Origin of the sequence: Petrocella atlantisensis, from assembly GCF_900538275.1 — a bacterium.
Classification (GTDB): Bacteria; Bacillota; Clostridia; order Lachnospirales; family Vallitaleaceae; genus Petrocella; species Petrocella atlantisensis.
Genome location: NZ_LR130778.1, coordinates 2,948,418 through 2,973,444, shown reverse-complemented (window position 1 = coordinate 2,973,444; position 25,027 = coordinate 2,948,418). Strand labels below are relative to the sequence as shown.

18 protein-coding genes are annotated in these 25,027 nt (G+C 36.7%); 2 read left to right on the top strand and 16 right to left on the bottom strand.

What is annotated here, in order from left to right:
* Window positions 1-72 precede the first annotated feature (72 nt).
* The 10 genes from PATL70BA_RS13730 to PATL70BA_RS13685 form a co-directional block, all read right to left on the bottom strand.
* Window positions 73-501, bottom strand: a complete 429-nt coding sequence (locus tag PATL70BA_RS13730) for a Fur family transcriptional regulator (protein WP_125137903.1) — start codon at window positions 499-501, stop codon at window positions 73-75.
* Between the two features lie 31 nt (window positions 502-532).
* Complete coding sequence (locus PATL70BA_RS13725; RefSeq protein WP_125137902.1) at window positions 533-1,384, bottom strand: aldo/keto reductase; 852 nt, start codon at window positions 1,382-1,384, stop codon at window positions 533-535.
* 115 nt (window positions 1,385-1,499) lie between these two features.
* Window positions 1,500-3,647, bottom strand: coding sequence for an EAL domain-containing protein (locus tag PATL70BA_RS13720; RefSeq protein ID WP_125137901.1), 2,148 nt, complete (start codon window positions 3,645-3,647; stop codon window positions 1,500-1,502).
* 251 nt (window positions 3,648-3,898) lie between these two features.
* Entirely contained in the window at window positions 3,899-5,503 is a 1,605-nt protein-coding gene (locus PATL70BA_RS13715) for a sensor domain-containing diguanylate cyclase/phosphohydrolase (RefSeq protein WP_125137900.1), read from the bottom strand.
* A 107-nt stretch (window positions 5,504-5,610) separates the two neighbouring features.
* Complete coding sequence (locus PATL70BA_RS13710) at window positions 5,611-8,625, bottom strand: ligand-binding sensor domain-containing diguanylate cyclase (protein ID WP_125137899.1); 3,015 nt, start codon at window positions 8,623-8,625, stop codon at window positions 5,611-5,613.
* Between the two features lie 72 nt (window positions 8,626-8,697).
* A complete protein-coding gene (gene ablB, locus PATL70BA_RS13705) occupies window positions 8,698-9,561 on the bottom strand; it encodes a putative beta-lysine N-acetyltransferase (RefSeq protein WP_125137898.1) in 864 nt (287 codons plus the stop codon).
* A 284-nt stretch (window positions 9,562-9,845) separates the two neighbouring features.
* On the bottom strand, window positions 9,846-10,481 hold the full coding sequence (locus tag PATL70BA_RS13700; RefSeq protein WP_125137897.1) for a TrkA C-terminal domain-containing protein: 636 nt from the start codon (window positions 10,479-10,481) through the stop codon (window positions 9,846-9,848).
* Window positions 10,482-10,622: 141 nt separating this feature from the next.
* The gene (locus PATL70BA_RS13695) at window positions 10,623-12,662 is read right to left on the bottom strand and encodes a sensor domain-containing protein (RefSeq protein WP_125137896.1); all 2,040 of its coding nucleotides are present in this window, start codon (window positions 12,660-12,662) and stop codon (window positions 10,623-10,625) included.
* 118 nt (window positions 12,663-12,780) lie between these two features.
* The gene (locus PATL70BA_RS13690; protein ID WP_172596253.1) at window positions 12,781-14,022 is read right to left on the bottom strand and encodes a molybdopterin molybdotransferase MoeA; all 1,242 of its coding nucleotides are present in this window, start codon (window positions 14,020-14,022) and stop codon (window positions 12,781-12,783) included.
* Between the two features lie 18 nt (window positions 14,023-14,040).
* Window positions 14,041-14,538: a MogA/MoaB family molybdenum cofactor biosynthesis protein gene (locus tag PATL70BA_RS13685; protein WP_125137894.1), complete on the bottom strand. Its 498-nt coding sequence runs from the start codon at window positions 14,536-14,538 to the stop codon at window positions 14,041-14,043.
* A 295-nt stretch (window positions 14,539-14,833) separates the two neighbouring features.
* Between PATL70BA_RS13685 and PATL70BA_RS13680 the strand changes: the two genes are divergently transcribed.
* Window positions 14,834-15,664, top strand: coding sequence for a helix-turn-helix transcriptional regulator (locus PATL70BA_RS13680; RefSeq protein ID WP_125137893.1), 831 nt, complete (start codon window positions 14,834-14,836; stop codon window positions 15,662-15,664).
* An 18-nt stretch (window positions 15,665-15,682) separates the two neighbouring features.
* Here the strand turns inward: PATL70BA_RS13680 and PATL70BA_RS13675 are convergent, their stop codons facing one another.
* Genes PATL70BA_RS13675 through queA form a run of 3 tightly spaced genes read right to left on the bottom strand, consistent with a single transcriptional unit; the run spans window position 15,683 to window position 17,551 of the window.
* Entirely contained in the window at window positions 15,683-15,883 is a 201-nt protein-coding gene (locus PATL70BA_RS13675) for a hypothetical protein (RefSeq protein ID WP_125137892.1), read from the bottom strand.
* A gap of 28 nt (window positions 15,884-15,911) precedes the next feature.
* Window positions 15,912-16,505, bottom strand: a complete 594-nt coding sequence (gene lepB, locus PATL70BA_RS13670) for a signal peptidase I (RefSeq protein WP_125137891.1) — start codon at window positions 16,503-16,505, stop codon at window positions 15,912-15,914.
* 20 nt (window positions 16,506-16,525) lie between these two features.
* Entirely contained in the window at window positions 16,526-17,551 is a 1,026-nt protein-coding gene (queA, locus tag PATL70BA_RS13665) for a tRNA preQ1(34) S-adenosylmethionine ribosyltransferase-isomerase QueA (protein WP_125137890.1), read from the bottom strand.
* A 452-nt stretch (window positions 17,552-18,003) separates the two neighbouring features.
* On the opposite strand from queA, the gene PATL70BA_RS13660 reads away from it, so the two are divergent.
* Complete coding sequence (locus PATL70BA_RS13660) at window positions 18,004-19,254, top strand: helix-turn-helix transcriptional regulator (RefSeq protein WP_125137889.1); 1,251 nt, start codon at window positions 18,004-18,006, stop codon at window positions 19,252-19,254.
* Window positions 19,255-19,841: 587 nt separating this feature from the next.
* On the opposite strand, the gene PATL70BA_RS13655 is transcribed toward PATL70BA_RS13660, so the two are convergent.
* From PATL70BA_RS13655 to pheS, 3 genes are all read right to left on the bottom strand, one after another.
* Window positions 19,842-21,476 carry a SpoIID/LytB domain-containing protein gene (locus PATL70BA_RS13655; RefSeq protein ID WP_172596252.1) on the bottom strand — a complete coding sequence of 545 codons (1,635 nt, stop codon included), beginning with the start codon at window positions 21,474-21,476 and terminating at the stop codon, window positions 19,842-19,844.
* Window positions 21,477-21,547: 71 nt separating this feature from the next.
* Entirely contained in the window at window positions 21,548-23,938 is a 2,391-nt protein-coding gene (gene pheT, locus PATL70BA_RS13650) for a phenylalanine--tRNA ligase subunit beta (RefSeq protein WP_125137887.1), read from the bottom strand.
* 28 nt (window positions 23,939-23,966) lie between these two features.
* Complete coding sequence (gene pheS, locus PATL70BA_RS13645; RefSeq protein ID WP_125137886.1) at window positions 23,967-24,986, bottom strand: phenylalanine--tRNA ligase subunit alpha; 1,020 nt, start codon at window positions 24,984-24,986, stop codon at window positions 23,967-23,969.
* Window positions 24,987-25,027 lie beyond the last annotated feature (41 nt).

Below are 25,027 nucleotides of genomic sequence, written 5' to 3'. Positions count from 1 at the left end.
CAAATACCCTTTCACCTTAAAACAAAACCCGTACATGGATCAAAACCAGCGTACGGGCTTTTTCTTTGTGCTTTATTTTTTTTCTTTACAATCCGGACAATAACCATATATCTCCAAACGATGACCAGATATATCATAATCCGTTTGTTCCTGTAAGATTTTTTCATAGGCACCTAGAGGACAACCTTTTATGACTTGCATTTTCTTACAACAGTAACATATTAAATGGTGCTTATGCTCCATATTGTTAATCTCAAAAACAGCCATGTTGTCTTCAGATAAATTTCTTTTAATAACCAGACCTTTTGATATAAATACCTCAAGAATCCGATACACTGTAGATAAGCTGATTTTTTCGTCTGCTTCTTTGAGCTTCAAAAAAATGAGTTCAGCTGTCACCGGTAGGTTTTCTTGCATCAATATATTATAGGTCATATTTCTTTGTTTTGTATTTTTTATGCCTTTTTTGGCAAATAGAACTTTATTGTCCAAGTTTTCCATATCCGTCATTCCTAACAAAGAGTATATTTATCTAAAAAGTTTTTAAATCCGGATCGCCGCCAAAACCGCAAGCCCCAGTCAAATTAGCGATATCTTCAACGTCTCTTTCCTCAAGCTCAAAATCAAATATATCCGCATTGGCTTCAATTCTAGAAGGCGTCACTGATTTTGGAAGGGGCAAATAACCTCTTTCCAAACTCCATCTCAGACAAATTTGAGCAATACTTTTACCATATTTTTGTTCAAAAAACTGCATCTCAGGTACATCAAATACTTTGCCGGTACCTAAAGGACTATAAGCTTCCAGTAATATGTCATGTTCTCTACAAAAATCAACCGTCTCTTCCTGAAGATCTCCCGGACACAATCGAATCTGATTCACCATAGGTACTATCTTTGCATGATCCATAATGGCTTTGAGATGATGGGTTCTGAAGTTACTGACACCGATAGCTTTAATTTTTCCGGCTTCATAGAGTTCTTCCATGGCCTTCCATGTTTCTGAATTGACTTCTTGCCACCTGTCCCTAAACTTAGGCGGGTTCGGCCAGTGAATCAGATACAAATCCAAATAATCGGTATCCAAACGTTTTAGACTTTCCTCAAAGGCTCTAAGGGTTGCTTCATAGCCGTGGTCCTCATTCCATAATTTACTGGTTAAAAAGATCTCTTCTCTTGGAATGCCACTGTCCTTTATAGCTTTTCCTACACTGACTTCGTTACCATAAATAGCTGCAGTATCAATATGTCTATAACCCACATCTAATGCAGTTTTTACCGAAGTTATACCCACTTCGTCATTGGGTGTCTGCCATGTTCCAAAGCCGACACAGGGTATTGTCACACCATTGTGTAATGTATAATAATCTGTTAACGATTTCATTCAACCACTCCTTTTCATCTTGTAATCTTAAGAATTCTTCAGGTTTACCTCATTGTTAACTACTGGTGCCTTCAAGGTCTCCTTATCTATCCTTATTGGTCTCTATGTTTTTCGTTTATAAATGCTTTTCTCGATGACTTTCAAGTTTTTCAATAGGTAAAGGTTTTGAGAAAAGATAGCCCTGCACAATCCTAAGGCTTGTTCCTTTTATCATCTCTAGCTGTTCCATGGTTTCAACACCTTCAGCGACAATATCATAATCGTATACCTTTGCAATATCACATAATATCTGAAAAAGCTTAAATGATTTATCATCTTCAAGTATTTGGTCCATGAAGGTCTTATCAATCTTCATCTCATCAAAATCAATGCTTTTCAAATAATTAAAAGATGAGTATCCTGTGCCAAAATCATCAATGGAAACTTTAAGGCCCAAAACATGCAAAGATGTAATAATGGTGGCTATTTTTTTAAAATCTGCTATAAAAATATCTTCTGTAACCTCTAAAATGACTTTTTCAGCCGGTACATTATGAAAAACCAGCGCTTGCATAACAGCTGTCAGAAATCCGACCTCAAGAAAGTGCGTAGGGCTGATATTTATTGATACAGATATACCTTCGCCATATATTTCCTTCAACTTAGCATAATCATTCATAACCCTGTCAATCATATAGTCACCGAACTTGGTTGTCAAGTTCAGTTCACTTAAGGCCGGAATGAAAGTATTAGGTGACACATAGCCCAGTTCATCTGAAAACCATCTTGCTAGCGCTTCAACACCAACCACTTTTTCTTTCACAAAATCATATTTCTCTTGGTAGTGAACAGCTATTTTTTTCTCTTCGATGGCCACCTTCAAGTATGTTCGCATCTCAAGTTCATCTATGATAGCTTTTTCCATGTCACTATCAAAAAGATATATTTTGGTATTTCTTTGTTCTTTAGCATGCTTCATAGCCATAGATACTTTGTTATATAAGGTTTCAAAATCAAGCCCCTGCTCAGGAAAGTTTGCCATTGCAACATGATAATCCAACGGATGCATAAAATCATTGGTAATCAAAAACTTATGAATGCCCTCTTGAAGCTTTTCAATACTGGTCCTTACTTGTACAGCTGATTTCTCCTCTAACCATATAGAAAATTCATTACCGCTTGTTCTTGCTATGAAAAAGATATCTTCTATTTGACTTTTAAAATAGGCACCAATTTTTTTTAGAAGCTCATCGCCTTGATCATAGCCCATCGTTGAATTTATAACTTTGAAGGCACGAACATCTATTTGAACTAAATACGCATCTCCCATGCACTGCTTCATTCGGGTAGTCACATGTTTTTTGAATCTGTTTCTATTTGGCAGCTTTGTCAACTCATCATGATAGGCTAAATAGCTTAGTTTCTCTGTTTGATATGTAAGATTCTTTCTTGTCACATCCATTGATTCCACCATCAGATTATAACCTTTGGTCAATAACCCAATCTCGTCTTGTGAAATGACTTCCGGTATGGTCTGATACAGGCCTTTACTGACTGCATCCATACCTTCTGATACTTGTATAACCGGTCGTGTAACGCGTTTAAGTTCACGAGCTGCAATAACCGTCACAAGAACCATAATCCCTATATATATGAGGGCTAGAACCAGGAGTATGATACGGGCTGAAGCATTAAAATCCATTTCATAAGCCGTCGCTGAAACAATCCAAGCCCAATTGGGGTCATAACCTGCATAGGCTATCTTATCAGCGATAACTTCTGAATGCGGTAATACCCATGAATAATAAGTGAAACCGCCACCACTTAATCCCTTTTCAATCTGATCTTTAACAATAAAATGGTTAGGGTTCTTCATGTCCGTAACATCTAAGACGTTAACGCCCTCCAAAGTCGGATGCATAATTTCCGTGCCTTCTAAGTCATAAACAATCATATAGCCATTTTGCCCTAAGTCAATCCTACCATGAAGCGTTCTGGTACCATCTTCATTCAATGGACCTAACAAGGCTGTTTTAACATTTTCTTTTGCTTTTTCTTCTGAGATTACACCCGCCAAACTTTTACCATGCTCAGCCTCAATTAGCTTTAAAGCCATGACCACCGCATTTTTCAAAGTTACTTCGCCTTTATCCTGAAGGGCTCTACTTGCAATATAGTATCCAGAAATACCTATTCCAAAAGTAGCCAAAGACAATAAAACAACAAAAAGCATCATTAATTTCTTATTAAGGGAGTATTTGAATTTTTTGGGCATTGCATTCATAGGTGACCTCCATAAGATGTAATAAAAAATAAGCCCTTACTTAGCATATATACTAGCCTTAGTACTACTAATTATACGCAAAGTAAAGGGAAATAACAAGGATTACACATTAAAAATTGTTTAAGGTGTCAAAACTATATCGTTGAACTTTCGCATAAAATATATAGTTATGAATGTATCAACGTAATCTATATATTTTATGTGAACTTAGTGATACTTAGTTTTGTCCTTATAACCATATTTATTGAACGCTATAGACTGTCTATATTTTCTAAATCCTTAATAAAGATATGATCACCAAGCAACTCTATTAAGTTAGGGTCTAATGTGATGCCTGCATATTTTTGAACCCTTTCATTAATTGTACTCATTGGTAATTCATTTTTCTTGATATCTATGAGTTGTATCCCTATGGTATTGGCAAAACTCAATATTCTTGATAAGAATGGAATATTTTCACCTTTGAGTCCCTTTGGGTAACCGGTGCCATCATAGTTTTCATGATGATGAATGATAATGTCAATAACATGACTGGGTTTATGCAAAGCGTTCAGAATGGAGAAGCTACTTTCCGGATGTTTTTTTACGTCATCATGATTTTGCAAACAATCCCATATCTTAGGATAACGCACTCGGTCTTCATATAGTACTAACCCAATGTCCTGAAGTCTTGCCGCTTCTTTTAGCGCAATAATATCGCCACTGTTTAAGTTCATAGCCTTGCCCATTATCTCTATTACTTCATGAATTATATTAAGATGTTGTTTAAAATCAGGATGTTTTTGATAGACATGCTCCATAAGTTGATTCTCAATTTTCTTACTATTGCTACTTTTATGTTCCATTTTTTTGGAATACATTCTGCTTTCCGCTATAGAAAAAGCTTCATCATACGTTAGTTTTAGGTTTTCAATCTTGACATAGCCTACAGAAACATTTAAGTTAACCCCATTTAGATTCAAGTCATTATTTTCAATACCATCAATAATTTCAAAAACTTTTTTTTCAGAGCAGGCCGGAACCAGCATAACAAATTCATCACCGGACACGCGTGATACACAACCTTGATGTTGGACCTTTTCCTTCAAATGATTTCCTACCATCTTAATGACGGTGTCACCTTCCAAATGACCAAAGGTATCATTTATGAATTTCAAATGATCTATGTCCATCATCAACATATATAGCGGTATATATTTGGGTTCCATATAGTCTTCATAACACCTTAATAATTCAGAACGATTATAGAGACCGGTAAGGGCATCATGTCTTGCCAAAAAGTTCAGCCTTCTATAGGCGATAACCATAAATACAAGAATACCAAAGGAAATTAGAATAATGAGAGACATGACCATTTGATTTCTAATAGCGTCCGTTTGACTTTTTTCAGTTTGTAATGCAATCTGCTTTTCCAGGGCTACTTTTTCAGTCACATCAAAAAGAATTGAAAAAAGCACTTGCCTATTCTCAAACTCTATGGGATAGGATACAACATCCATGTTCTTTAGGCTACCTTCTTTGGTTCTATGTATCACTTGAAAATGATTCATTTCATTCATTAGAATTGCTGACATATTATTTACGACTTCTTCTTCACTTTGTATGTTCAGATCCATAACCGTCTTATTCATAAGTTCTTCTAGTGAATACTGATAAAACTTGGCAGCAGCATGGTTGGCATATAAAATCTCACCACTTTCAGGATCCAAAATCAGCATCATGGACCCATGGTTTGCCAGTAATTCACTATAATCTAAATGAATTGGATTATCTTGACTTGAATTTGCATTAGAAATTGTATTGGTTAATGAAATATATATACTGACTATTATGAATAATAGATATAGTTTTCGCATATAGCCCCTCCTTATTGAATCCCCAACTTAATTTTATATCCTGGAGAAGCTTTATTCAAGCATAAGGAGGTCTTTGGCCCTAAACGACCTGTGAAGTGGATGGAAATCTATTCCTCATCACTTACGTATATTTGATTTTTCCCAAGTTCTTTCGCTTTGTAAAGAGCTTGATCCGCCAAAGCTATGAGTTGCTCTTTATTCATACCTTCACCGGGTACCATACTTACTAAGCCGATACTAATGGTTGCTTTGGCTTGATTGGTTTCTGACTCTGTTTGGATTGGAATTTGACCAATCTCCCTTTGAATATTTTCACACAACGCATAAGCACTTGTAGGGTTGTTATCATATAGAATAATAATAAACTCATCACCGCCATAGCGAATTGCTTTGTCCGTACTTCGACTTAAGAGTTTATGAATGGTATCAGCAACATCCACAAGATAGTAGTCTCCGGCAATATGCCCATATTGATCATTAATACTCTTGAAATTGTCTATATCAAACATAATTAATGTCAGATTGGTCTTAGAGCGTTTGGCCAATTTTAGAAGTTCATCTAATTTAAAGTCCAAATACCTTCTGTTGTAAAAATCTGTCAAAGCATCTTTTATTGAAAGGGTTTCAAGCTCTGTATTTACTACTTCCAACTTCTCGTTTAGCTTTGCAAGTTTAGAATTTCTTCGTTTAAGCTCACGTGCTTCAATAATCTTATAAATACCATAGCCCATTAAGACCAATAACGTGGTATAGATAACAAAAGCCAGTGGCGTCCTGTACCAGGGTGTTTCAATGGTAAAATATACACTGACCGGTTCTGACTTATTATAACGAATACCTTCTGCCACCACCATAAGCTCATAATCACCTGATGGTAGATTAGAATAAGATGCATAATCTCTTGTTCCCGCATAAATCCAGTCTTGATCAAAACCAACCAACTTGTATGAAAATATAATCTTATCCGGTGAGTCATAGTCAAGGGCTACAAATCTAAATCCTAAAAATGTTTCGTCGGGAGCAAACTCCAAATGAGCGCCATTATAAAATAATCGTTTCTCTTCAATAGGTTGTTGGAATAACTCAACCTCAGTTATATATAGCTTTGGTGGGTTCATTTTGAATTCCGAGTATTCCTTCGGAATGACTGTAATACCATGCACGCCACCAAACATCATGCTACCATCCTTACTTTTTAAGTGACCCTTAGAAAATTCCATACCCCCAATACCATCATCAGCAGTTAAAATGCGAATCTCTCCTGTTACCGGATTTAGAATGGACATACCATCGTAAGTTGCAACCCATATTAAGTTATCATTGCCCTCTAACATACTAATAACCGCATTACTGGAAAGGCCATCTGCTTCTGTAAAGCTAACAAAATTCTTATTCATTTCATCATAATAAGCAACACCACCATCTAACATGCCAAACCACATCCGTCCGGTAGAATCCTCAAATATATCTGAAATAGAATTATTGGCTAATTGATGTTCTTCTCGACTTCCCTTTTTAAAAACTTTAAATGTATCCGAACCCTTTTCAAGAAGGTTAAGACCATTATTTGTACCAACCCACAGACGACCTTTACTGTCATGGTGAATCGTATATACTAAATTATCTGATAATGTCTGAAAATCTTCATTTGTTGAACTGTATTGCAGGGTTTCGTCCGTCATCATATTGTAATAGAACAAACCACTGGTGTAGGTACCAATCCACAGCTCATGATCACCCACGCGCTCTATATCATATATCCTTAGATTGTCCGGTAAAATATTCCAAGGCGTAAATGTATCGGTACCCTGATTATAAAATACCAATCCTTTTGCAGTTCCTATCAAAAGCCTTCCGTCTTCTAACATATCTATAGCCATGACTTGATTATCCATCAATGACCCTACTTGATTCTCATCATACTTGTATTTGGTCATGGTTTCAGTTCTGGTGTTGTATTTATTCAACCCATTATTATAGACAGCAAACCATAGGTTCTCATCCTTATCTTCTTGTATGAAGTTGATTTTCCCTATATCTAGAGATTCTTGATTTCTAGGGTCGTGAGAGAACTTCACATAATCTCTTTTCCTTGGATTTAACTTGGATATACCACCACCGTTGGTGCCAATCCATAGGATACCTGAGTCATCTTCAAGCATAGAATATACGATTGGATGCACCAATGACCCATCACTTTCTCCACTGGCAAAATGATGGGTCGTCTTATTTTTTTCAGTAGCAAATAGGCCGCCACCCCAAGTGCCGACCCATAATGTGCCATCGTATGTTTTCTCTAAGCTATATACACGGTTATCTGCATAACTGGTTTTACTAAGTATATTAAAATCCAAATCTAACTCAACGACCCCACCATCCCAAAGACCCAATGTTAATACATCTTCTTCAAAGGCTTTTATTGTCATCACATTCGGCGATGGTAATTCGACCTCTACAGGTATCACCACATCACTTACGGGGTCCATCGTAAAAAGCCCATCATAGGTACCAATTAGCAAACGCTCTTTTGAATCAATCAACAATGACCTAACTGTTTCTTTAGGTATATTATATTGTTTAACTGAACCATCTCTTGGATCCAAACGATTAAGTCCGTTCATGGTACCGAGCCAAACATATCCCTCTGAATCCTTTTCTATGGCTATGATAATTGGGTTAGAAAGATTATCGTCCTTGACTGTATAGTTTTCAAAACGACGCTCATGAATGATAAATTGAGACACTCCTTGGTAGGTACCAACCCATAGTTCATGAGATTGCTCATCATAGTAGATTGTCTGTACTAAGTTGTGTGCAAGCCCATCTTCTGTAAATGGAACCGTTTTATAGACTTCTATTTTTCTTCCATCAAAACGATTGAGACCACTCTGAGTTCCAAACCATAAAAAGCCATATTTATCTTGAATCATTGAAGATACGGACAAATTGGACAAACCTGATGCTCTACCCAATCTATCAAAAAGTATACCTGCATCATCACGTATTATAGGTGCATCCAATATTTGGCCATGAGAATCCGAAACTGTGAAGTGTAACACCATCAAAGTAAGAACGAATACGTATATAAAAACATTGCTCCAAGCCTTATACAATGCTGTCATCGCAACAACCTCCGCGTTTTCCAATACTATCTTCTTTTTTCTATTATCCCATATTCATTATTATTATACAACTTACTGTTTTTTCGTGATTGTTTCAAAGCTTTTATACCAAATATTCATAGACTCTATACCGCCGGATATTTGATTGTTGTTCCATAGTGTGCCGCCATATTTATACCCATTTTTACCAAAAATCTTATTCATACTCGGTGAACCGGCACGTGTCATCGTATATGCAGTTTTCATACCCGCTGCTATCATGACTGTCTCCATCTTCTTCATTAAATGCATACTGTAGTTGTAACCACGGTATTTGGGTAGGATAGCAAAATCTGTCACTTCCACATTTTCCTCATGAAAATTAACACAACAGGCACTAACACCAATCAGTTCATCATCTTTCAATAAACCAAAATATAGAGTCTCATGTCCCATATTTTCTTCAATATAAATAGGGTCCTCTATTGGATAGGGATGGGTTTTAAATACCTGATCATAAATATCGGCAATTCTTTTTGCATCCCGAAGATCCAATAGCTTTATCTCATAACCTTCTTCTAAAGGTGTGAGCATTTTGGTATCCTTCTTTTTCTTTTTGGCTTCTCGAACTATCGATAAAAGCTCATCCCTATTGCTGACTACTTTTCTATCTGGATTCGTATACTTTGCCATAAAAAAGCAGCTTTTCTTCCCATTATAAAATCCGGGTATTTTTGCTTCTTGATCAAAGCCATTTCTTATAAATTTGATTTTTGCTGCTTTCGGCGTCTTTGCTATAATCTTACCGTATTCATGGTCTTCAACCATTAGGTCAAGTTTATCAATAAGGTAAGGATCAAGTGCATGTTTATAGTCATCTACAAATATTCTGTCGTTGTGTTGTCCATGTTGAACTTTGCTTCTACCCATTAAAATTAGCTTTTCTTGTTCTTTCAAAATCTTTCTCCTTTTATTCTTTTCATTTTCATGAATATTGTGACTTTCAGCTATGTTCTTAGTTGAAAGTTATAGTATGGGTTTTTGTGAAAAACAAAAGCACGCTAACCCAAAAGAGTTAGAGTGCTTCGCTTTCGCTCGTAATACCACCAGTATGTATTGGTGGTATAGATTATGACCAACGTCCTAATCCAGCCCCAGTTCTAATTTTGTTTTTCATTCACCCTTTTTCACAACTATGGTATTAATCTTATAGTCGTAATCATCAAGCAACTACTTCACATTTATTTACTTTGTCCATAATGTCGAATAAATTCTCCAAGTCTAACACTGGTGGCTGCTTCTCCAACATAAAGCAACTTATCCTTTTTATAGATTTTTTCATAGGTGGGTGGCGATAATAATATAGTCCCGTCCCTTTTTATACCTACAATCGTCGCACCAGTATGTGTCCAAAAATCAAGTTCTTGTATGCTTTTTCCTATGACTTCTGAAGCCATATCAATGCTATATTCATAAACTGTTATATGTTCACTATGATTAAATCGACTCGTATAATCAATAATGGCATTCATGGTCTCATTCATTTTGTCTTCAATAGCATCCCTTTTTTTCATCAAATCAATGAGTTCATCTTTTAATTCATTAACAGAAGAACGAATTCTATAGCGTTCAATAAACTCTAAGGCCCTGTCTACAGATGCTACATAGATACCATTTCCATGCTTCACTTCAACGATATCCATATCGGATAAAAGCCGCATTGCTTTTCTAATCGTCTCAGGTGATACATTATATTCACCTGCAAGCGTCGATCGACCACTGATTTTTGCTTGTCTTTTTATGTCTTCACGACTGATTCTAGCAGCAACATCCACAGCTACTTGCATGTAAATCGGTGTAGAATTTCTTTTTGCCATGGTTCACCTTCCTCGTAATCACTCTTAGGGATGTTTTCCCAATGAAAAGAGACAACTTTATATATTAATAAGATTGTCTCTAGTTTTGTATCATTATACCTTAGGTATTAAGTTTTGTCAAATCAATGCTCATCGATTGTGTTACACATCTGAAGCAATTCGCTGTTTTAGTTCTAAGTAAGGCATAGGTCTTGCAAAATGATACCCTTGCCCAAACTGACACCCCATGTCATGTAGTAATTCGCCTTGAGCTTGATGTTCAATACCTTCAGCCACTGTTACAATACCCAAAGCTTCTGTCAAACTTAGCAATTGCTTGACAATAATATAGCCTTTATCTCTATCCAATATATCATCAATATAGGTTTTGTCTATTTTCAAAACATCAAAAGGAAACATACTCAAATAATTTAACGAGGAGTACCTCGTACCAAAGTCATCTAAAGATACGGAAAACCCAATGGATTTTAGTTGTGCCATGACTTCTTTGGCCTTTGTCATATTTTTTATGATGGAATGTTCTGTAATTTCAAAATAAATCCGTCTGGCATTAATCTTATAAAGATCAACCATTTCTATCAGATAAGGTATAAACTTAGACGAATTAAAGGTTTGAGTAGATATGTTTATAGAAACTTTTAATTGATCAAACGTCTCTTTTTCTTCTGATATACAATAAAAAGCCTTTTCAATAACCCATCGATCTACTTTTAATATTTGTCCTGTTTGTTCAGCAAACTCTATGAGCTTACCAATGTTCATATCCTTATGGGTTGAATCATTCCATCTCAATAATACCTCACATGCATCAAATGTGTTTTCTTTAAGATTATAAATGGGCTGATAATACAATTCAAAAGCATCCTCTAACAAAGCATTGTTGATTTTCTTTTCAAGACCAGCTCGAAAGAACACTTCCTCAAGTAAAGCGTTGCTATAAAATTCATAGCGTCCTCTTCCATTAGCCTTTGCCTTATAAAGTGCAATGTCAAGCTGCTTTAGTACTTCTGATACATTTTTTTGGGCTAATAAGCTGGTAACGACACCGATACTCAAAGTCATCTGATATTCCACATCCATCAGATTCCATTTACGATTTGACAAATTCAAAACATATTCCAGCATCTTTTGAATCCTGGCTTGATCGACGGTCTCTTGAATAATCAGAAATCCATCACCTTGCCATCGATATGCGTGGGATAGTTCCAAAAACATAAGGGCTTTAGATAAAGCGACTAAAAAAAGGTCACCATAATCGTGGCCATGAATATCATTTAAGTCTTTGAAATAGTCAATATTTATATAATAGGCAGTAAAAGGTTTTTGTGCCTCTATTAATTCTTCAATTCTCGTATCAAAAACCACACGGTTATCTAATCCTGTAACAGGATCTTTTGTGGCCATTTCAATAAGTTTTTGTTGTTGGTGGTGTTCGTCTGTCACGTCGATGCCAAAAGATACAACAAGTGGTGCTTCATTCTCTGTTTCCATTAAGACATCGTTCCAAATCATATCTTTTACTGTTCCGTCTTTAGCCCTAACCTTTGTCTCATAATTGATGAGTTGCTTCGTTTCATTCAATCGGTCTATGAATGTAGTCAAATCAAAATCCTCTTTGCTCGTTTTGGTATATTCTATCCAATTTTTCCCTACAAAGGTCTCATCATACCCCAAGACTTCATTATAATGTCTATTAAGATCCACCACTTCTCCACTGGTTTTCCAGATCATAATGGCCGCATTACTGTTAGTATATAACAAATCAAAATATTTCTTCTGCTTATGCAGTTCACGATTTATTTTATCCAGACTTTTGACTTTTTCTACCAGTTCATCATCTATGGCTATAAGCTCTTCTGAGGTTGCTACCAGCTCTTCATTCGTCAATTGTATTTTTTGATTCAGTTGAAAAACCTTATTATTGTTAAGGCTTGCAAAATAATAGAATAATACGCTGGTCATAGCTACATAAAACCAACCTTTATAAAGCTGCATCTCTTGATACACCTCATGATCTTGAACCAACATACCAAGAATACTATCTGAAAAAAGAATCCATAATACACCAATTATTGTATATACAAGCGTGATTTTCCAAGGGTTATATTCATTTTTTGATAAATAGGTCGTATCCTGATGATTCTTTAAACTTTCATGTACATGTTCCAGTTTAATATCCAATTGTGCACCTCATATGATTTTGTCGTCTTTGTATAATCACAGTAACATTCAGTATACCTGAAATTAACTTATATTGTCTACATCTGATTGGATTATCTAATATATATGCATTATCCGTTTACAACGTTAAGTCTTTTAAAAGATAAACATCTACAAAGGTTCCTTTTTCAAATTTTTCTTTTTCAAAAGGTATTTTGATATAGCCGCTGGCTTTAGCAAGTAATGTCATCATACCTGATTTACCATATAAAGGAAGGGCCTCCCATATATCAGCTTTCCGACTTAATCGGACCATTTGATAGGTTTCTCTACCTTGTGCAGCATATACATCACCTGTCAACATAGCTTTAATATGAACCACTTCTTGACGGCTCTTTTGTATGGTCAGAAAATACCTTTTGACAAATAAGCTAAATGTAACCAATGCTGAGGCAGGATGACCCGGAAGCCCTACGACAAGTTTACCTTCAACTTGTCCAAAAATCGTTGGCCGACCTGGTTTTATAGCTATACCATGGACCCAAATTTGACTGTTATCAAACGACTCTATTACCTGTCGTGTATAATCCTTCTTGCCTACTGAACTACCACCGGATACTAATATAATGTCACTTAGTACCAGTGTTTCTTCAAGGGCACTTCTTATTTTTCCAAAATCATCCTTAACAATCTTACGTTTATTAACTTCTCCACCCAACTGTTTAATCAAACCACCTAGGGCATAACTGTTAATTTCTCTAATTTGTCCAAATGATTGCTCTTCATCAATGCCAATAATCTCATCTCCTGTAGAAATAATTGAAAATACTGGTTTTTTGTAGACTTCTATTTGTCCGACGCCCATCGAAGCAAAAAGCCCCAGATCATAGGCCGTTATTCTCTTCCCAGCCTTAATATAGACTTCACCTAAGGATAAATCATCACCTGTATAGCTGATATTTTCCCCTTCTTGTACAGGTTTCTTTATAAGTATGGTTTCTTCATCTAACTGCTTTGTATACTCTATCATAACCATGCCTTCGGTTTTTTCCGGCAACATGCCTCCGGTAGGTACATAGGCAGTCTGTCCTTCTTTCAATACATCTGTTACAACTTCCCCCATAATGACTTCATGAACCAACTTAAGTGGCATAGGTGAAGTCTCAGACGCATCTACAACGTCTTGGATCATAACCGCATAACCATCAACCGTTGAACGATTAAATTGCGGTAGATTAACAGGTGCCCTATAATTCATGGCAACAATACGATCGATAGCATCTACAAGAGATACTACTTCTGTATCCATTTTATAATCATTTGCCAGTTTTGTTATGATTTGAAGTGCTTCCTTCACAGATATTGCATTAAAAAAATCCATAGACATCTCTTTTCCCTTTTATTTTGGAAGTTCACCACACTCGGATGTATCGCCAACAAGTATTTGTAACCCATGAAGCAAAGGATCTAGGATAAATGTTAAAGATTCTTTGACTGCTTTCGGGCTCCCAGGAAGATTGACAATAAGAGTATTACCTCGAATACCTGAAACACCTCTAGAAAGCATTGCTTTTGGTGTTATATTCAAGCTGTTGTGTCGAATGGCTTCTGCAATACCCGGTGCATCTTTCTGAATAATATTCATTGTAGCTTCCGGTGTCACATCTCTTTGACTAAAACCCGTTCCACCTGTTGTTAATATCAGGTTTATTTTCAACTCATCTGCCATGAAAACCATCTCATTGGATAATCCAATGGCATCATCTGGTAACATGATATATTTAAGTACCTTATAACCTGCTTCAGTCATAATTTCTTCTATGAGTTTCCCACTTAGATCTACCCGCTCACCTTTGGCGCCTTTGTCACTTGCTGTTATAATACCTACTGTATACATGCGATACCCCCTAGTCTTATACTAAATAACTTAAAATAGATTAAGACCTCAAAACTAAAATTGTCTAAGTTCAATGCTATCCTTTTGACGTCATAACCATTTTCATCTACTACTCATTATTTTACGCTAGACACAATCATATTACAAGGTATATACACATTTTATTCTGTGACAACCAAAAAAATGCCATACCATTTGGATATGACACCGAGTTGCAATAAATTTGTGTTATCTCTTTATTCTTAATACAGGATAAGCTATACTAAAAAAAACTACTTAAGTTAGGAGGCTTACCATGCAAACTACCTATTTTCCTATACAAGACTTGACATCCCACTCATTACCCATCTATCTATCCAGCATTGGGTATGATTACATGGAAGGCCATATGCATCGACCTGAAGGTTATGGTCGCTATCAATGGGTCCATACCACCACCGGGGAAGGTGAACTCTCCTTGCATGGAAGATTATATAGCTTACCCGTCGGACATGGCATGTTCCTATATCCGAATGTACCACATACTTATTATCCTAAAACTCATCTATGGACTACAGAATGGTTAAGCTTTGATGGCAAAGACATTGCCCAACTTGTAGATGCCATTGGGTTTCATTCAAGTGGGGTTTATCAATTGGATCATCTTGATCAATTTAAAACATATCTTAGAGAAGGATATCGATTGGCCACTTCCACTAACCAATATAGTACTCTTGACATGTCCTCTTTCCTTTACAATTTTCTCATTGAACTTATAAAAAATGTAAAGCCCCTACACAAGACCTCTAGGTCCAATCAATATGACAAATTACAACCTGTTCTTCTATATCTTGATGCTCATTATGCGCAACCCCTGCTACTTGAAACTATGGCGGAGCTTATTCATGTAAGTCCTCAATATCTTTGTACTTTATTTAAAAAGGTTTTTAATACAAGGCCATCTGCCTATCTGAACCACCTTAGGATTAATAAAGCCAAAGAGATGATGCTTACGCAACCTCACAAAAGTATTGCCCAAATTGCAAAGGAAGTCGGGGTTGAAAGTCCAAGCTATTTCAGTGCTCTGTTCAAAAAGCATGAACATAAAACGCCTAACGAATTTATATTATTACACAGGCCACTGTAATTACGATTTACATGCATTCTATTTTAATAACGGTACTAAAAAGAAAAAGCAAGCTACTAAAAATAAAAGTGAACCAATAATTGTATATATATCATGTGCTTTAATACCTGCTATCAAGAAAAAGAGACTACAAATAATAAACAATCCCCATCCAATTTTATGATATCTAATTGATTGATTCCCTTGTTCTTCAACATATTTCTTTTCAAATTTTCTCAACACATTTACCTCATATCATAAAGCTGGATTATATGCTGCCGATTTTATTTAGGGGTGCAATTCTAAAAAGGGCTTTTCCTTCAATCTGGCGCAAAGAAACCAAACCAAAATGTCTACTGTCCCGGCTAACGTCCCTGTTGTCACCTAGAAGGAAGTAATTATCCTCCGGTAAGGTAATCGGATACTGAATGATGCTTGGGAAAGTTAAGTCTTTAGTATAAGTCTCTTCGATTTGATCACCATTCACATAGACATAACCATCCTTAATATCAATACTATCTCCCGGCATACCAATCACGCGTTTGACCAAGCGCATCCTCTTTGAATGACCAGTAAATTTTGCAATCATATCTTCATATAGTACTCTAATTTTCATCAAATAGTCGTCTGTTACATACTCATCTTCTACAAATACCACGATATCGCCATGTTTTGGTGCTTCAAAAATCATACTTAATTTTTCAATAACCAGGACATCGTTCTCCATCAATGTTGTTTCCATTGAGCTTTGTTTGACCGTTGAAAATGTAAAGACCAATGTGTTAAGTAATGTGGTGATTACAAGAACAATTAAAAGCAGTTTTAAATACTCTAAAATCTCTATTATTATCTTATTTTTCATTTCATTAATATTCCCTTCCCTTACTTAATCAGCATCGCATCCCCAAAACTAAAAAATCGATAAGATGATTCTATGGCAGCCTCATATGCCTCTAAAATAAAGTCGCGTCCGGCTAAAGCACTCACAAGCATGATCAATGTTGACTCCGGTAAATGAAAATTGGTTATTAAAGCATCAACAATCTTAAATGAATATCCAGGATAGATAAATATATCTGTCCAACCACTGCTTTTCTTTATAAAACCATCCTCATCCGCAACAGATTCCAAGGTTCTGGAACTTGTTGTACCAACCGCTATAATTCTTCCACCTTTTTTCTTGGCTGTATTAATTTTCTCTGCTTCTTCTTCTTCAATAAAATAATACTCCGAATGCATGTCATGTTCCAGTACGTTCTCTACTTTTACAGGTCTAAATGTCCCTAGACCAACATGTAGGGTAATATATGCTATGGCTACACCTTTTTCAGTTATTTTCTTCATTAGATCATGGGTGAAGTGTAACCCTGCAGTAGGTGCAGCGGCTGAACCGGTATGCTTAGAGTAGACGGTTTGATACCTTTCTTTGTCCTCTAATTGCTTCGTTATATATGGTGGAAGTGGCATTTGCCCAAGTTGATCTAGAACTTCCTCAAAAATACCTTCATATTCCAAAGCGACCAATCTATTACCGCCATCCATGATCTCAAGTACTTCAGCTTTAATCATACCGTTGCCAAACTCAATGATATCGCCAACCTTAGCTTTTTTACCCGGTTTTACCATGACTTCCCACTGATTCTGCTGTTTTCTACTTAGAAGTAAAAATTCAACTTTGCCATGGGTCTCCGGTTTTTCTCCAATAAGTCTTGCAGGCATTACCCTTGTATTATTAAGTACCAAACAATCTCCCGGATGAAGCTCATCTAGGAGATCTGTGAATTTTTTATGTTCTATAGAACGATCACTACGGTTTAGTACCATTAATCTTGAGTCAGACCGATCTTCTAATGGTTCTTGAGCGATTAATTCTTGTGGTAATTTAAATGTAAAATCACTTAACTTCATCGTATACTCCTTAATATTTCACTGCATCATTTTTACACTGCCTCTCATTATATAAAAAAAGACTTAAGGCGTCAACTGAATTAGATTATCCTCTCTAGTTACAAAAGCAGCCTGATTGTTTTATAATTATTTCAAAAATTTCAGCTTCTTCATTGTTTCAAACTGAGTTTATCACGTCTTTTACCCCATCTATATTAAAAAAGCTAAATTTTATAGATTTTTAATATAGAAATAATGAGAATACCCTTACATTATATCTAAGTTTGTAGTAAAATATCAATATATACTTATTACTCAACTTCCCACTTCTAGTATTCCTATTGGCAGAGTTGAGTTATTCGTGACCGTAAGGTTATTATTGCTGTTTACTTCATCTAATTACAATTAGAAATCTAGTCAAGGTTAGCATTTCATGTATTTTCAGATTTTCATAGAAACGGAGTTGATCATGAATGTATCAATTGTCCCATCTCGTTAAGCAAAAAGCATTAGATTTACCACTCATTGAATCTCTAGCAAAAACACTATACTATGGTACAGGACTGTCGTTAACGGTTATAGATCAAAACCACAACAAGGTTTTCTCACATGGACCTAACGCACATGTGGATGATTTTTTGGAGGACATTTTTCACCCCTTCGTTGGTTTTGTAAAGGATACCATAAAGAATCATGGTAATGGCGTCTATACTTATGACTCTGACTATGCTTTATCCTATCTTGTTACTGTTGTTGCTGACCCATCCAGCTATTATGGTTCACTATTACTTGGTCCATTCTTAACTAAGGAAGCCAACGAACATCTCATTAATGAAGTCATGCATGAACAGAATTTTTCCATGTCCAAACGGGAACAGCTTAAGGACCTTTTTAATCTAATTCCAATCCTCAGTTCATCTCGAAACTACTACATACAACAACTGGTTGCCGCTATTGTAACCAACCCACATGTCACTGATTTATATCCCGAGGCGCACTTAACAGAACTCACCGAAGAAATGGTTGAAAACTATGACCATGCTATTGAAATCGAAAAAAGTGATCACAATCACGCCCTTGAGGTTCTTTTTCTAACGAAGGTGCAAAGTGGTGATATTGAAAAAGTAATAGATCTTTATAATGAACATATTAAGGCTCAGTACTTCAGCCAAACCTCACCCAACCATCTTAGAAATTCAAAGAATAAAGCTATCGCTTTTTCTACTTTGCTTTCAAGAACCATTATTACAGGTGGTGTTGAAGCCGAAAAATCCTTATCTTTAGCTGAGTACTACGCTCAAAAAATTGAGCAATCTCATAATTTCGAAGAACTCATCGATATCATTGAGCGTATGATCATCAAGTATACCAACAGTGTTTTACAACTCTCTAACATTAACCATGTAAGTGTTATCAAAAATGCTTCAAAGTATGTCCACTTACATCTTTCAGAGCCTATACGGTTAAACGACGTAGCCAATTATGTCAATCTATCACCAAATTATTTTTCATCCTTGTTCAAAAGAGAAATGAACCTTTCCTTTGCCGATTATGTTAATCAGACAAGGGTTAAGGAAAGCCAATATCTTCTTGAAACAACCAATTACTCTATTCTAGATATTGCTATTTCTGTGGGTTATAACAATCAGAATTATTTTACAACCATCTTTAGAAAATTCACAGGTGTAACACCTAAGCAGTATAGAATGCGAAGTGCGAAGTAATGGTAAAAGTAAAACTTAAATGAGTTAACCAAGTCTCTAAGTGAAAAAGCTTAGGGACTTTTTTGATGAAGTTAGGTTTTTTTACTCCCTAGTATAAACTGAGTATAAAATGAATGCGGTTTTAAAGATGGTCCCAAGAAAACCCTTCCACAGTATGTATGACTACGGCCTCCAGTTGGTGCGTCCTGCACCAAAAGTCGGCGGTCTGCATCCATGCAGACTAACTCCATCATACACACTGCTTCCAGGAACTTCATGGTCGATGTTGGCTGATTACGAGATTATTGGCTACTTTTGAGCGTAGAAAATTTTTACTATCGCGAAACCGAATGAGGAAAGAAAAAGCGCTGATCAATCACAGTTCTACATGGATGTAGAACGTCCTTCATTTTTACATGGATGCAAAAAAGGAAGGATGATTGAGCAGTGCTTTTTATTGACGAAATGACGACCTATTACCGAGTAGATGTGATACACAGGTTTTCCGCTGACCGTACGAAGTGTAAGGCAAGGAAAAGCTGTGTGTTATATCTACGATTATAGCCTAGAACTAAAATCAGAGAATAGTTGTTCTAAGACAGCGCCCTTTATTTTACTTCAACACCTTTATAATAATATTCCAATATATCCGTATAAGTATAACCTGCCAGTGCCATCCCTTTTGCCCCGGATTGACTCATGCCGACACCATGCCCATAACCAACTCCAGCCAAGATAAATTTCCCAGCTCCCCCTGATATCATCGGTTGATTTATAATATTATCAGCGCTCATGACAATAACTTGTTCCTTCTGACCAAGTAATCTTTCTGATCTTCCACTTCCATTAATAACATAAGCATTATTGTAATCCACAACACCAACATAATCTTTCCCTGAGATTACCGAGTGTTTAAAAAATGGTACATCTTTCGGTTTTATTAAGGTGAATTTACGACTATCCATACCCAACCATTGGCGCATGGTCTCTTTGCGTAGAATATAAGCACTACTACTTCCAATTACATTTAATTCAAGGACTCTACCTGCTTCTGTATAACCCATCACTTCAAGATCTAGGACTGTGCCTACTGCTATGTCTCTTTTCATCAATTCATTTTCAATTTCAACCGGTGTATAGGTCTTGACCCAAGGCGCTCTTGCCGGCTCTGTTTCATAAAGATCCGGCATACTTTTTAAATATGGTACAGAAGCTGTCCAAACATATTCACTGGCTTCTGTTCGCCCACCGCTGGTTGAGAAGAAATACGCCGGTATGACGGAACCATCATAATAGATCATTTTTCCCTTCGTGTCATCTACTGCAACCGTTACACGTTTGTCTTCAACACCATAACCTTTATATACTTGCGAATTTACTGTATCATCCAAATCATAAGGCGCGTTTGGGAATTTGTTTGCAACTGTAACATAATAGGTGGCAAAGGTACGGGCCGCAACGGCTTGTGCCTTAATGCTTTCTATCGGCCATGATGCATAGATTTCCGAAACAACAACACTATAGAGATAGTCTTCCAAATTAACGATGTTAACCGCTTGAAGTTTTTCTTTTCCGTACCTTCCTATTTCGATTTTACCTCGATACGTCGCTTTTCCAAGGTTCATGACCGTGGCATCGCCTATTTTGTCATTGCTTCCGATGGCAGCTACTCTATCTTGACTGTTATCAAAAATTATACCTTGAGTCTGGTCAAAAGTCATGATTAAGCGTTCACTGTTATAAGGTGCCTCTACGAATTCTATATCATAGAGTGTATGTATATGATCTAGTGTCTCTTGAATATCCCCTGTTTCAACATAGATTTTCCATGTGTTGACGTCTACTAAACCGGGATATACCGCAAAGCCATCTGTCTTTAATTGATCTGCCTTTGACTGAGCCCTTTCATAATCTTCAAAAACCTCTTCTGAAACAAGATATGTCCCAGTTGAAGGCATGAAAGAAAACATCTGGCTCTTAGAGAAAACTGTAGATTCCGGTATCCATGTATCATTACTATGGAATCCTGGCACAATTGACTTATTAAACACTTGTATCTGATCCTGATCTTTAAACTGAGTAACTAAGCCAATTCTTAAGGTATCTAGATTAGAATTTACTGCCTTACTGTTTATATCCGTCATGTTCATAAAAATCAACAAAAAAGAAATCAAAACCATGAAATAGCTTCTTTTTTTAAAGTTATTTATTTTTTCTATACCCAAGTACTTTTCTATTATCATAAGAAACCCCTTTATAATGATGTCACTCATTATTATAAAGGGGTTTCTTTAAAAAAGCTAGTCAATATAGTCTATTTTCTTAAGGTAGCTCCGAGTTCATTTTCCAGACCCTTCAGAATTTTTTCCATGGTTTTGCTAATTTCTTTTTCCTGTAAAGTATGGTCTGCCGCTCTAAAGGATAGGGCGTATGCCACAGATTTGTATCCTGCTTCAATCTGCTTACCTTTATAGACATCAAATAACTCTAATTTTTCGAGTATTTTTCCGGAGTATCTTCGGATGACCTCTTCAATCGTGCCAACCAATATTTCTTCTTTTACCAACATAGCCAAGTCTCTGTTAACTGCCGGATACCTAGGAACTGGTGTGTATTTATGGTCAAGTGTCGCTTCATCAATCAGATCTTTCATATCAATGACCGCAATATAAGCCTTATCATGAATATCGTATGCATCCAAAACATCCGGATGCACCTCACCAATATAACCGATATCTTTGTTTTTTAATAAGACTTTAGCTTTTCGTCCCGGGTGAAGGTAGGATACATCTAAATTAGGATCCCATTTTGCCAAGTCAAGACAATTAAAAGCTTCAAACAAAGTTTCCAGAATTCCTTTAAGCTTGAAAAAATCACAGTCACCATACATACCAATGGTTAACTTCTGAGACTCTTTAGGCAATTCTTTAAGAGGGATGGCCTTTGGTTCATAGATGGTGCCGATTTCATATAAGCCAACCTTTTCATTTCTTTTGGCATAATTATTGGATAGGGCTTGTAACATGCCATTAACCGTTGATGTACGCATGACACTAAAATCTTCTCCAAGCGGGTTATCAATCTTCACCGCGACTCTAAGTGGGCTATCTAATTCAAGCTTTAACTTATCATATACTTTCGGTGACTCAAAAGAATAGGTCATCGCTTCATTGAGACTGCAATCTTCCATAATCTGTCTTGTTAGGTCTTCCATTCTTTGAGTAAAATTCTTTTTACCGACTGTAGGTGTCCCGGTTGCAAGGGTTGTTGGTAGAAGGTCATAACCATATAGCCTTGCCACTTCTTCAGCCAAGTCCGCTTCACATTCGATATCGGCTCTAAATGTAGGTGCCAAAATTTCTTTTTGTTCTTCGTTAACCACAAACTCCAAACGTTTGAAATAACCTACCATTTCTTCTTCTGAAATATCCGTTCCTAAAAGTCGGTTTATATTTCCAACATTATAGGCCACCTTGTTAGGCTCTCTTTTGCTGTTATTCACATCAATAATGCCTGCCATAACTCGACCGGCACCTATCATCTCTGCCAATTGACAGGCACGTTCCATAGCAATCAAGGCTGTATTTGGATCAAGATGTTTTTCGAATTTTGTGGATGCATCCGTTCTTAGACCTATTTTTTTTGAGGTTTTCCGAATACTGGCTGGGTCAAAGTTGGCTGCCTCAAGTAAAATCATTCCGGTATGGTCTTTGACTTTAGAACCTTCACCACCCATAACACCTGCTACGCCAATGACTTCTTCTTCCCCTGCTATGACAAGCATGGTATCATCTAATTCTCTTTCTTCACCATCAAGGGTCATCATTTTTTCTTTGTCTTTGGCACGCCTTACAATAATTTTCCCATGAATCAACTCTTCAAGGTCATAAGCATGCATGGGTTGGCCCATTTCAACCATGACAAAGTTAGTTATATCTACTAAGTTATTGATGGGTCGTATACCTACAGATCTTAACCTGTCTTGCATCCATTTTGGTGAAGGCTTTATGTCCACATCCACTAAAACTTTTGCTACAAATCTGGGACATAGATCGGTTGCAATGACTTCTACAGAAGCATGTTGGTTGATATCACCCGCCACTTCATTAAAATGAATTTCCGGATAGTGAAAATCTGCATCTACGGTTGCTGCTGCTTCTCTTGCAATCCCAAGCAAACTAAAACAGTCCGGACGGTTCGATGTAATCTCAAATTCAATAATAGCATCATCCAGTCCAAAAACAGGCTTTGCATCACTACCCAGTGGGTAATCACCTTTTATAATATAGATGCCGTGTTCAGGTGCATCCGGGAAATGCTCCGGATCCAGACCCAATTCTTCTACTGAGCACATCATACCGTTAGAAGCTATGCCTCTAAGCCGACCTTCCTTGATTTTCAAGCCTTCTGCAAGATTTGCGCCCGGAAGGGCTACCGGCACTAAGTCTCCAACCTTCATATTTTCAGCACCCGTTACAATCTGAATGGTTTTTTCTCCCACATCCACTTGGGTTACAACTAATTTATCTGCATCCGGATGTTTTACAATTTCTAGAACCTTACCGATGACAACATCTGTAATGGCTTCTCCTTTTTTTTCTATACGATCTACATTCGAACCGGACATGGTCATCTTGTCCGCAAATGTCTGTACATCATTATCTATTGTCACATATTCTTTTAACCAATTCATTGATACATTCATAGTCTGCTACTCCTTTCTGTCCACCTCATTAAAACTGCTTTAAAAATCGAATATCATTTTCATAAAAAAGTCTCAGATCTTCAATGCCATACCTTAACATCGTTATACGCTCAAGACCCATACCAAAGGCAAATCCGCTGTATTTGGTAGGATCTATGCCAGACATCTCAAGCACTTTTGGATGCACCATGCCACAGCCAAGGATTTCAATCCATCCGGATCCTTTACATATATTACAACCTGTACCACCACATTTAAAACAAGATACATCTACCTCAGCACTGGGCTCCGTAAAAGGAAAATAATGGGGTCTAAAACGCACTTTAGCATCTTCCCCATATAGCTCTTTGACAAATTCCGCCAAAGCTCCCTTAAGATCTGCCATCGTAATGTTCTCATCTATAACCAAGCCTTCTACCTGATGAAACATAGGTGAATGGGTTGCATCAACTTCATCTGAACGGTATACCCTTCCTGGAGCTATGACACGAATAGGCGGTTTTTCATGTTCCATGACATGTACTTGTGTTGGTGATGTCGACGTTCTAAGAACAAAATTCTTATCAATATAAAAGGTATCCTGTTCGTCTCTTGCAGGATGATCTTCCGGAATATTTAATGCTTTAAAATTATAATAGTCCTCTTCAATTTCCGGGCCTTTTGCAATCTGATAGCCCATCCCAATAAATATGTTTTTCAAATCTTCAAGGACAATGTGCATAGGATGACGATGTCCTAGAACTTTTTTGTTAGAAGGCATGGTCACGTCAATGACCTCTTCTTTAAGTTGTTGTTCTCTGGCTTTTGACGCTAGATTGTTCTTAGCATTTTCTAGAGCTGCTTCGATGTCCGTTCTTACCTCATTGACTAGGGCGCCTATTGTAGGACGATCTTCTGGCGCAACATCTTTCATACCTTTTAGAATGGATGTTAATTCTCCTTTTTTCCCCAGTATGTTAACGCGGACCTCTTCTAGTGCCTTAAGGTTCGCTATGTTGTCCAGATTTCTTACGACTTTGATTTTAATTGCTTCCAGCTGTTCTTTCATTAGGACTCCTTTCGTTTTTCAGTACATGATTTTTCACAATA

Excerpts from the sequence above, each read along its gene's own strand:
- lepB (WP_125137891.1), bottom strand. The coding sequence starts at position 16,505 with ATGAAAAATAAGATAATAATAGAGATTTTAGAGTATTTAAAACTGCTT.
- PATL70BA_RS13710 (WP_125137899.1), bottom strand. The coding sequence starts at position 8,625 with ATGACAGCATTGTATAAGGCTTGGAGCAATGTTTTTATATACGTATTC.
- PATL70BA_RS13655 (WP_172596252.1), bottom strand. The coding sequence starts at position 21,476 with ATGATAATAGAAAAGTACTTGGGTATAGAAAAAATAAATAACTTTAAA.
- PATL70BA_RS13700 (WP_125137897.1), bottom strand. The coding sequence starts at position 10,481 with ATGGCAAAAAGAAATTCTACACCGATTTACATGCAAGTAGCTGTGGAT.
- PATL70BA_RS13730 (WP_125137903.1), bottom strand. The coding sequence starts at position 501 with ATGGAAAACTTGGACAATAAAGTTCTATTTGCCAAAAAAGGCATAAAA.
- PATL70BA_RS13660 (WP_125137889.1), top strand. The coding sequence starts at position 18,004 with ATGTATCAATTGTCCCATCTCGTTAAGCAAAAAGCATTAGATTTACCA.
- PATL70BA_RS13690 (WP_172596253.1), bottom strand. The coding sequence starts at position 14,022 with ATGGATTTTTTTAATGCAATATCTGTGAAGGAAGCACTTCAAATCATA.
- PATL70BA_RS13725 (WP_125137902.1), bottom strand. The coding sequence starts at position 1,384 with ATGAAATCGTTAACAGATTATTATACATTACACAATGGTGTGACAATA.
- PATL70BA_RS13685 (WP_125137894.1), bottom strand. The coding sequence starts at position 14,538 with ATGTATACAGTAGGTATTATAACAGCAAGTGACAAAGGCGCCAAAGGT.
- PATL70BA_RS13720 (WP_125137901.1), bottom strand. The coding sequence starts at position 3,647 with ATGAATGCAATGCCCAAAAAATTCAAATACTCCCTTAATAAGAAATTA.
- pheT (WP_125137887.1), bottom strand. The coding sequence starts at position 23,938 with ATGAATGTATCAATGAATTGGTTAAAAGAATATGTGACAATAGATAAT.
- queA (WP_125137890.1), bottom strand. The coding sequence starts at position 17,551 with ATGAAGTTAAGTGATTTTACATTTAAATTACCACAAGAATTAATCGCT.
- PATL70BA_RS13680 (WP_125137893.1), top strand. The coding sequence starts at position 14,834 with ATGCAAACTACCTATTTTCCTATACAAGACTTGACATCCCACTCATTA.
- PATL70BA_RS13715 (WP_125137900.1), bottom strand. The coding sequence starts at position 5,503 with ATGCGAAAACTATATCTATTATTCATAATAGTCAGTATATATATTTCA.
- pheS (WP_125137886.1), bottom strand. The coding sequence starts at position 24,986 with ATGAAAGAACAGCTGGAAGCAATTAAAATCAAAGTCGTAAGAAATCTG.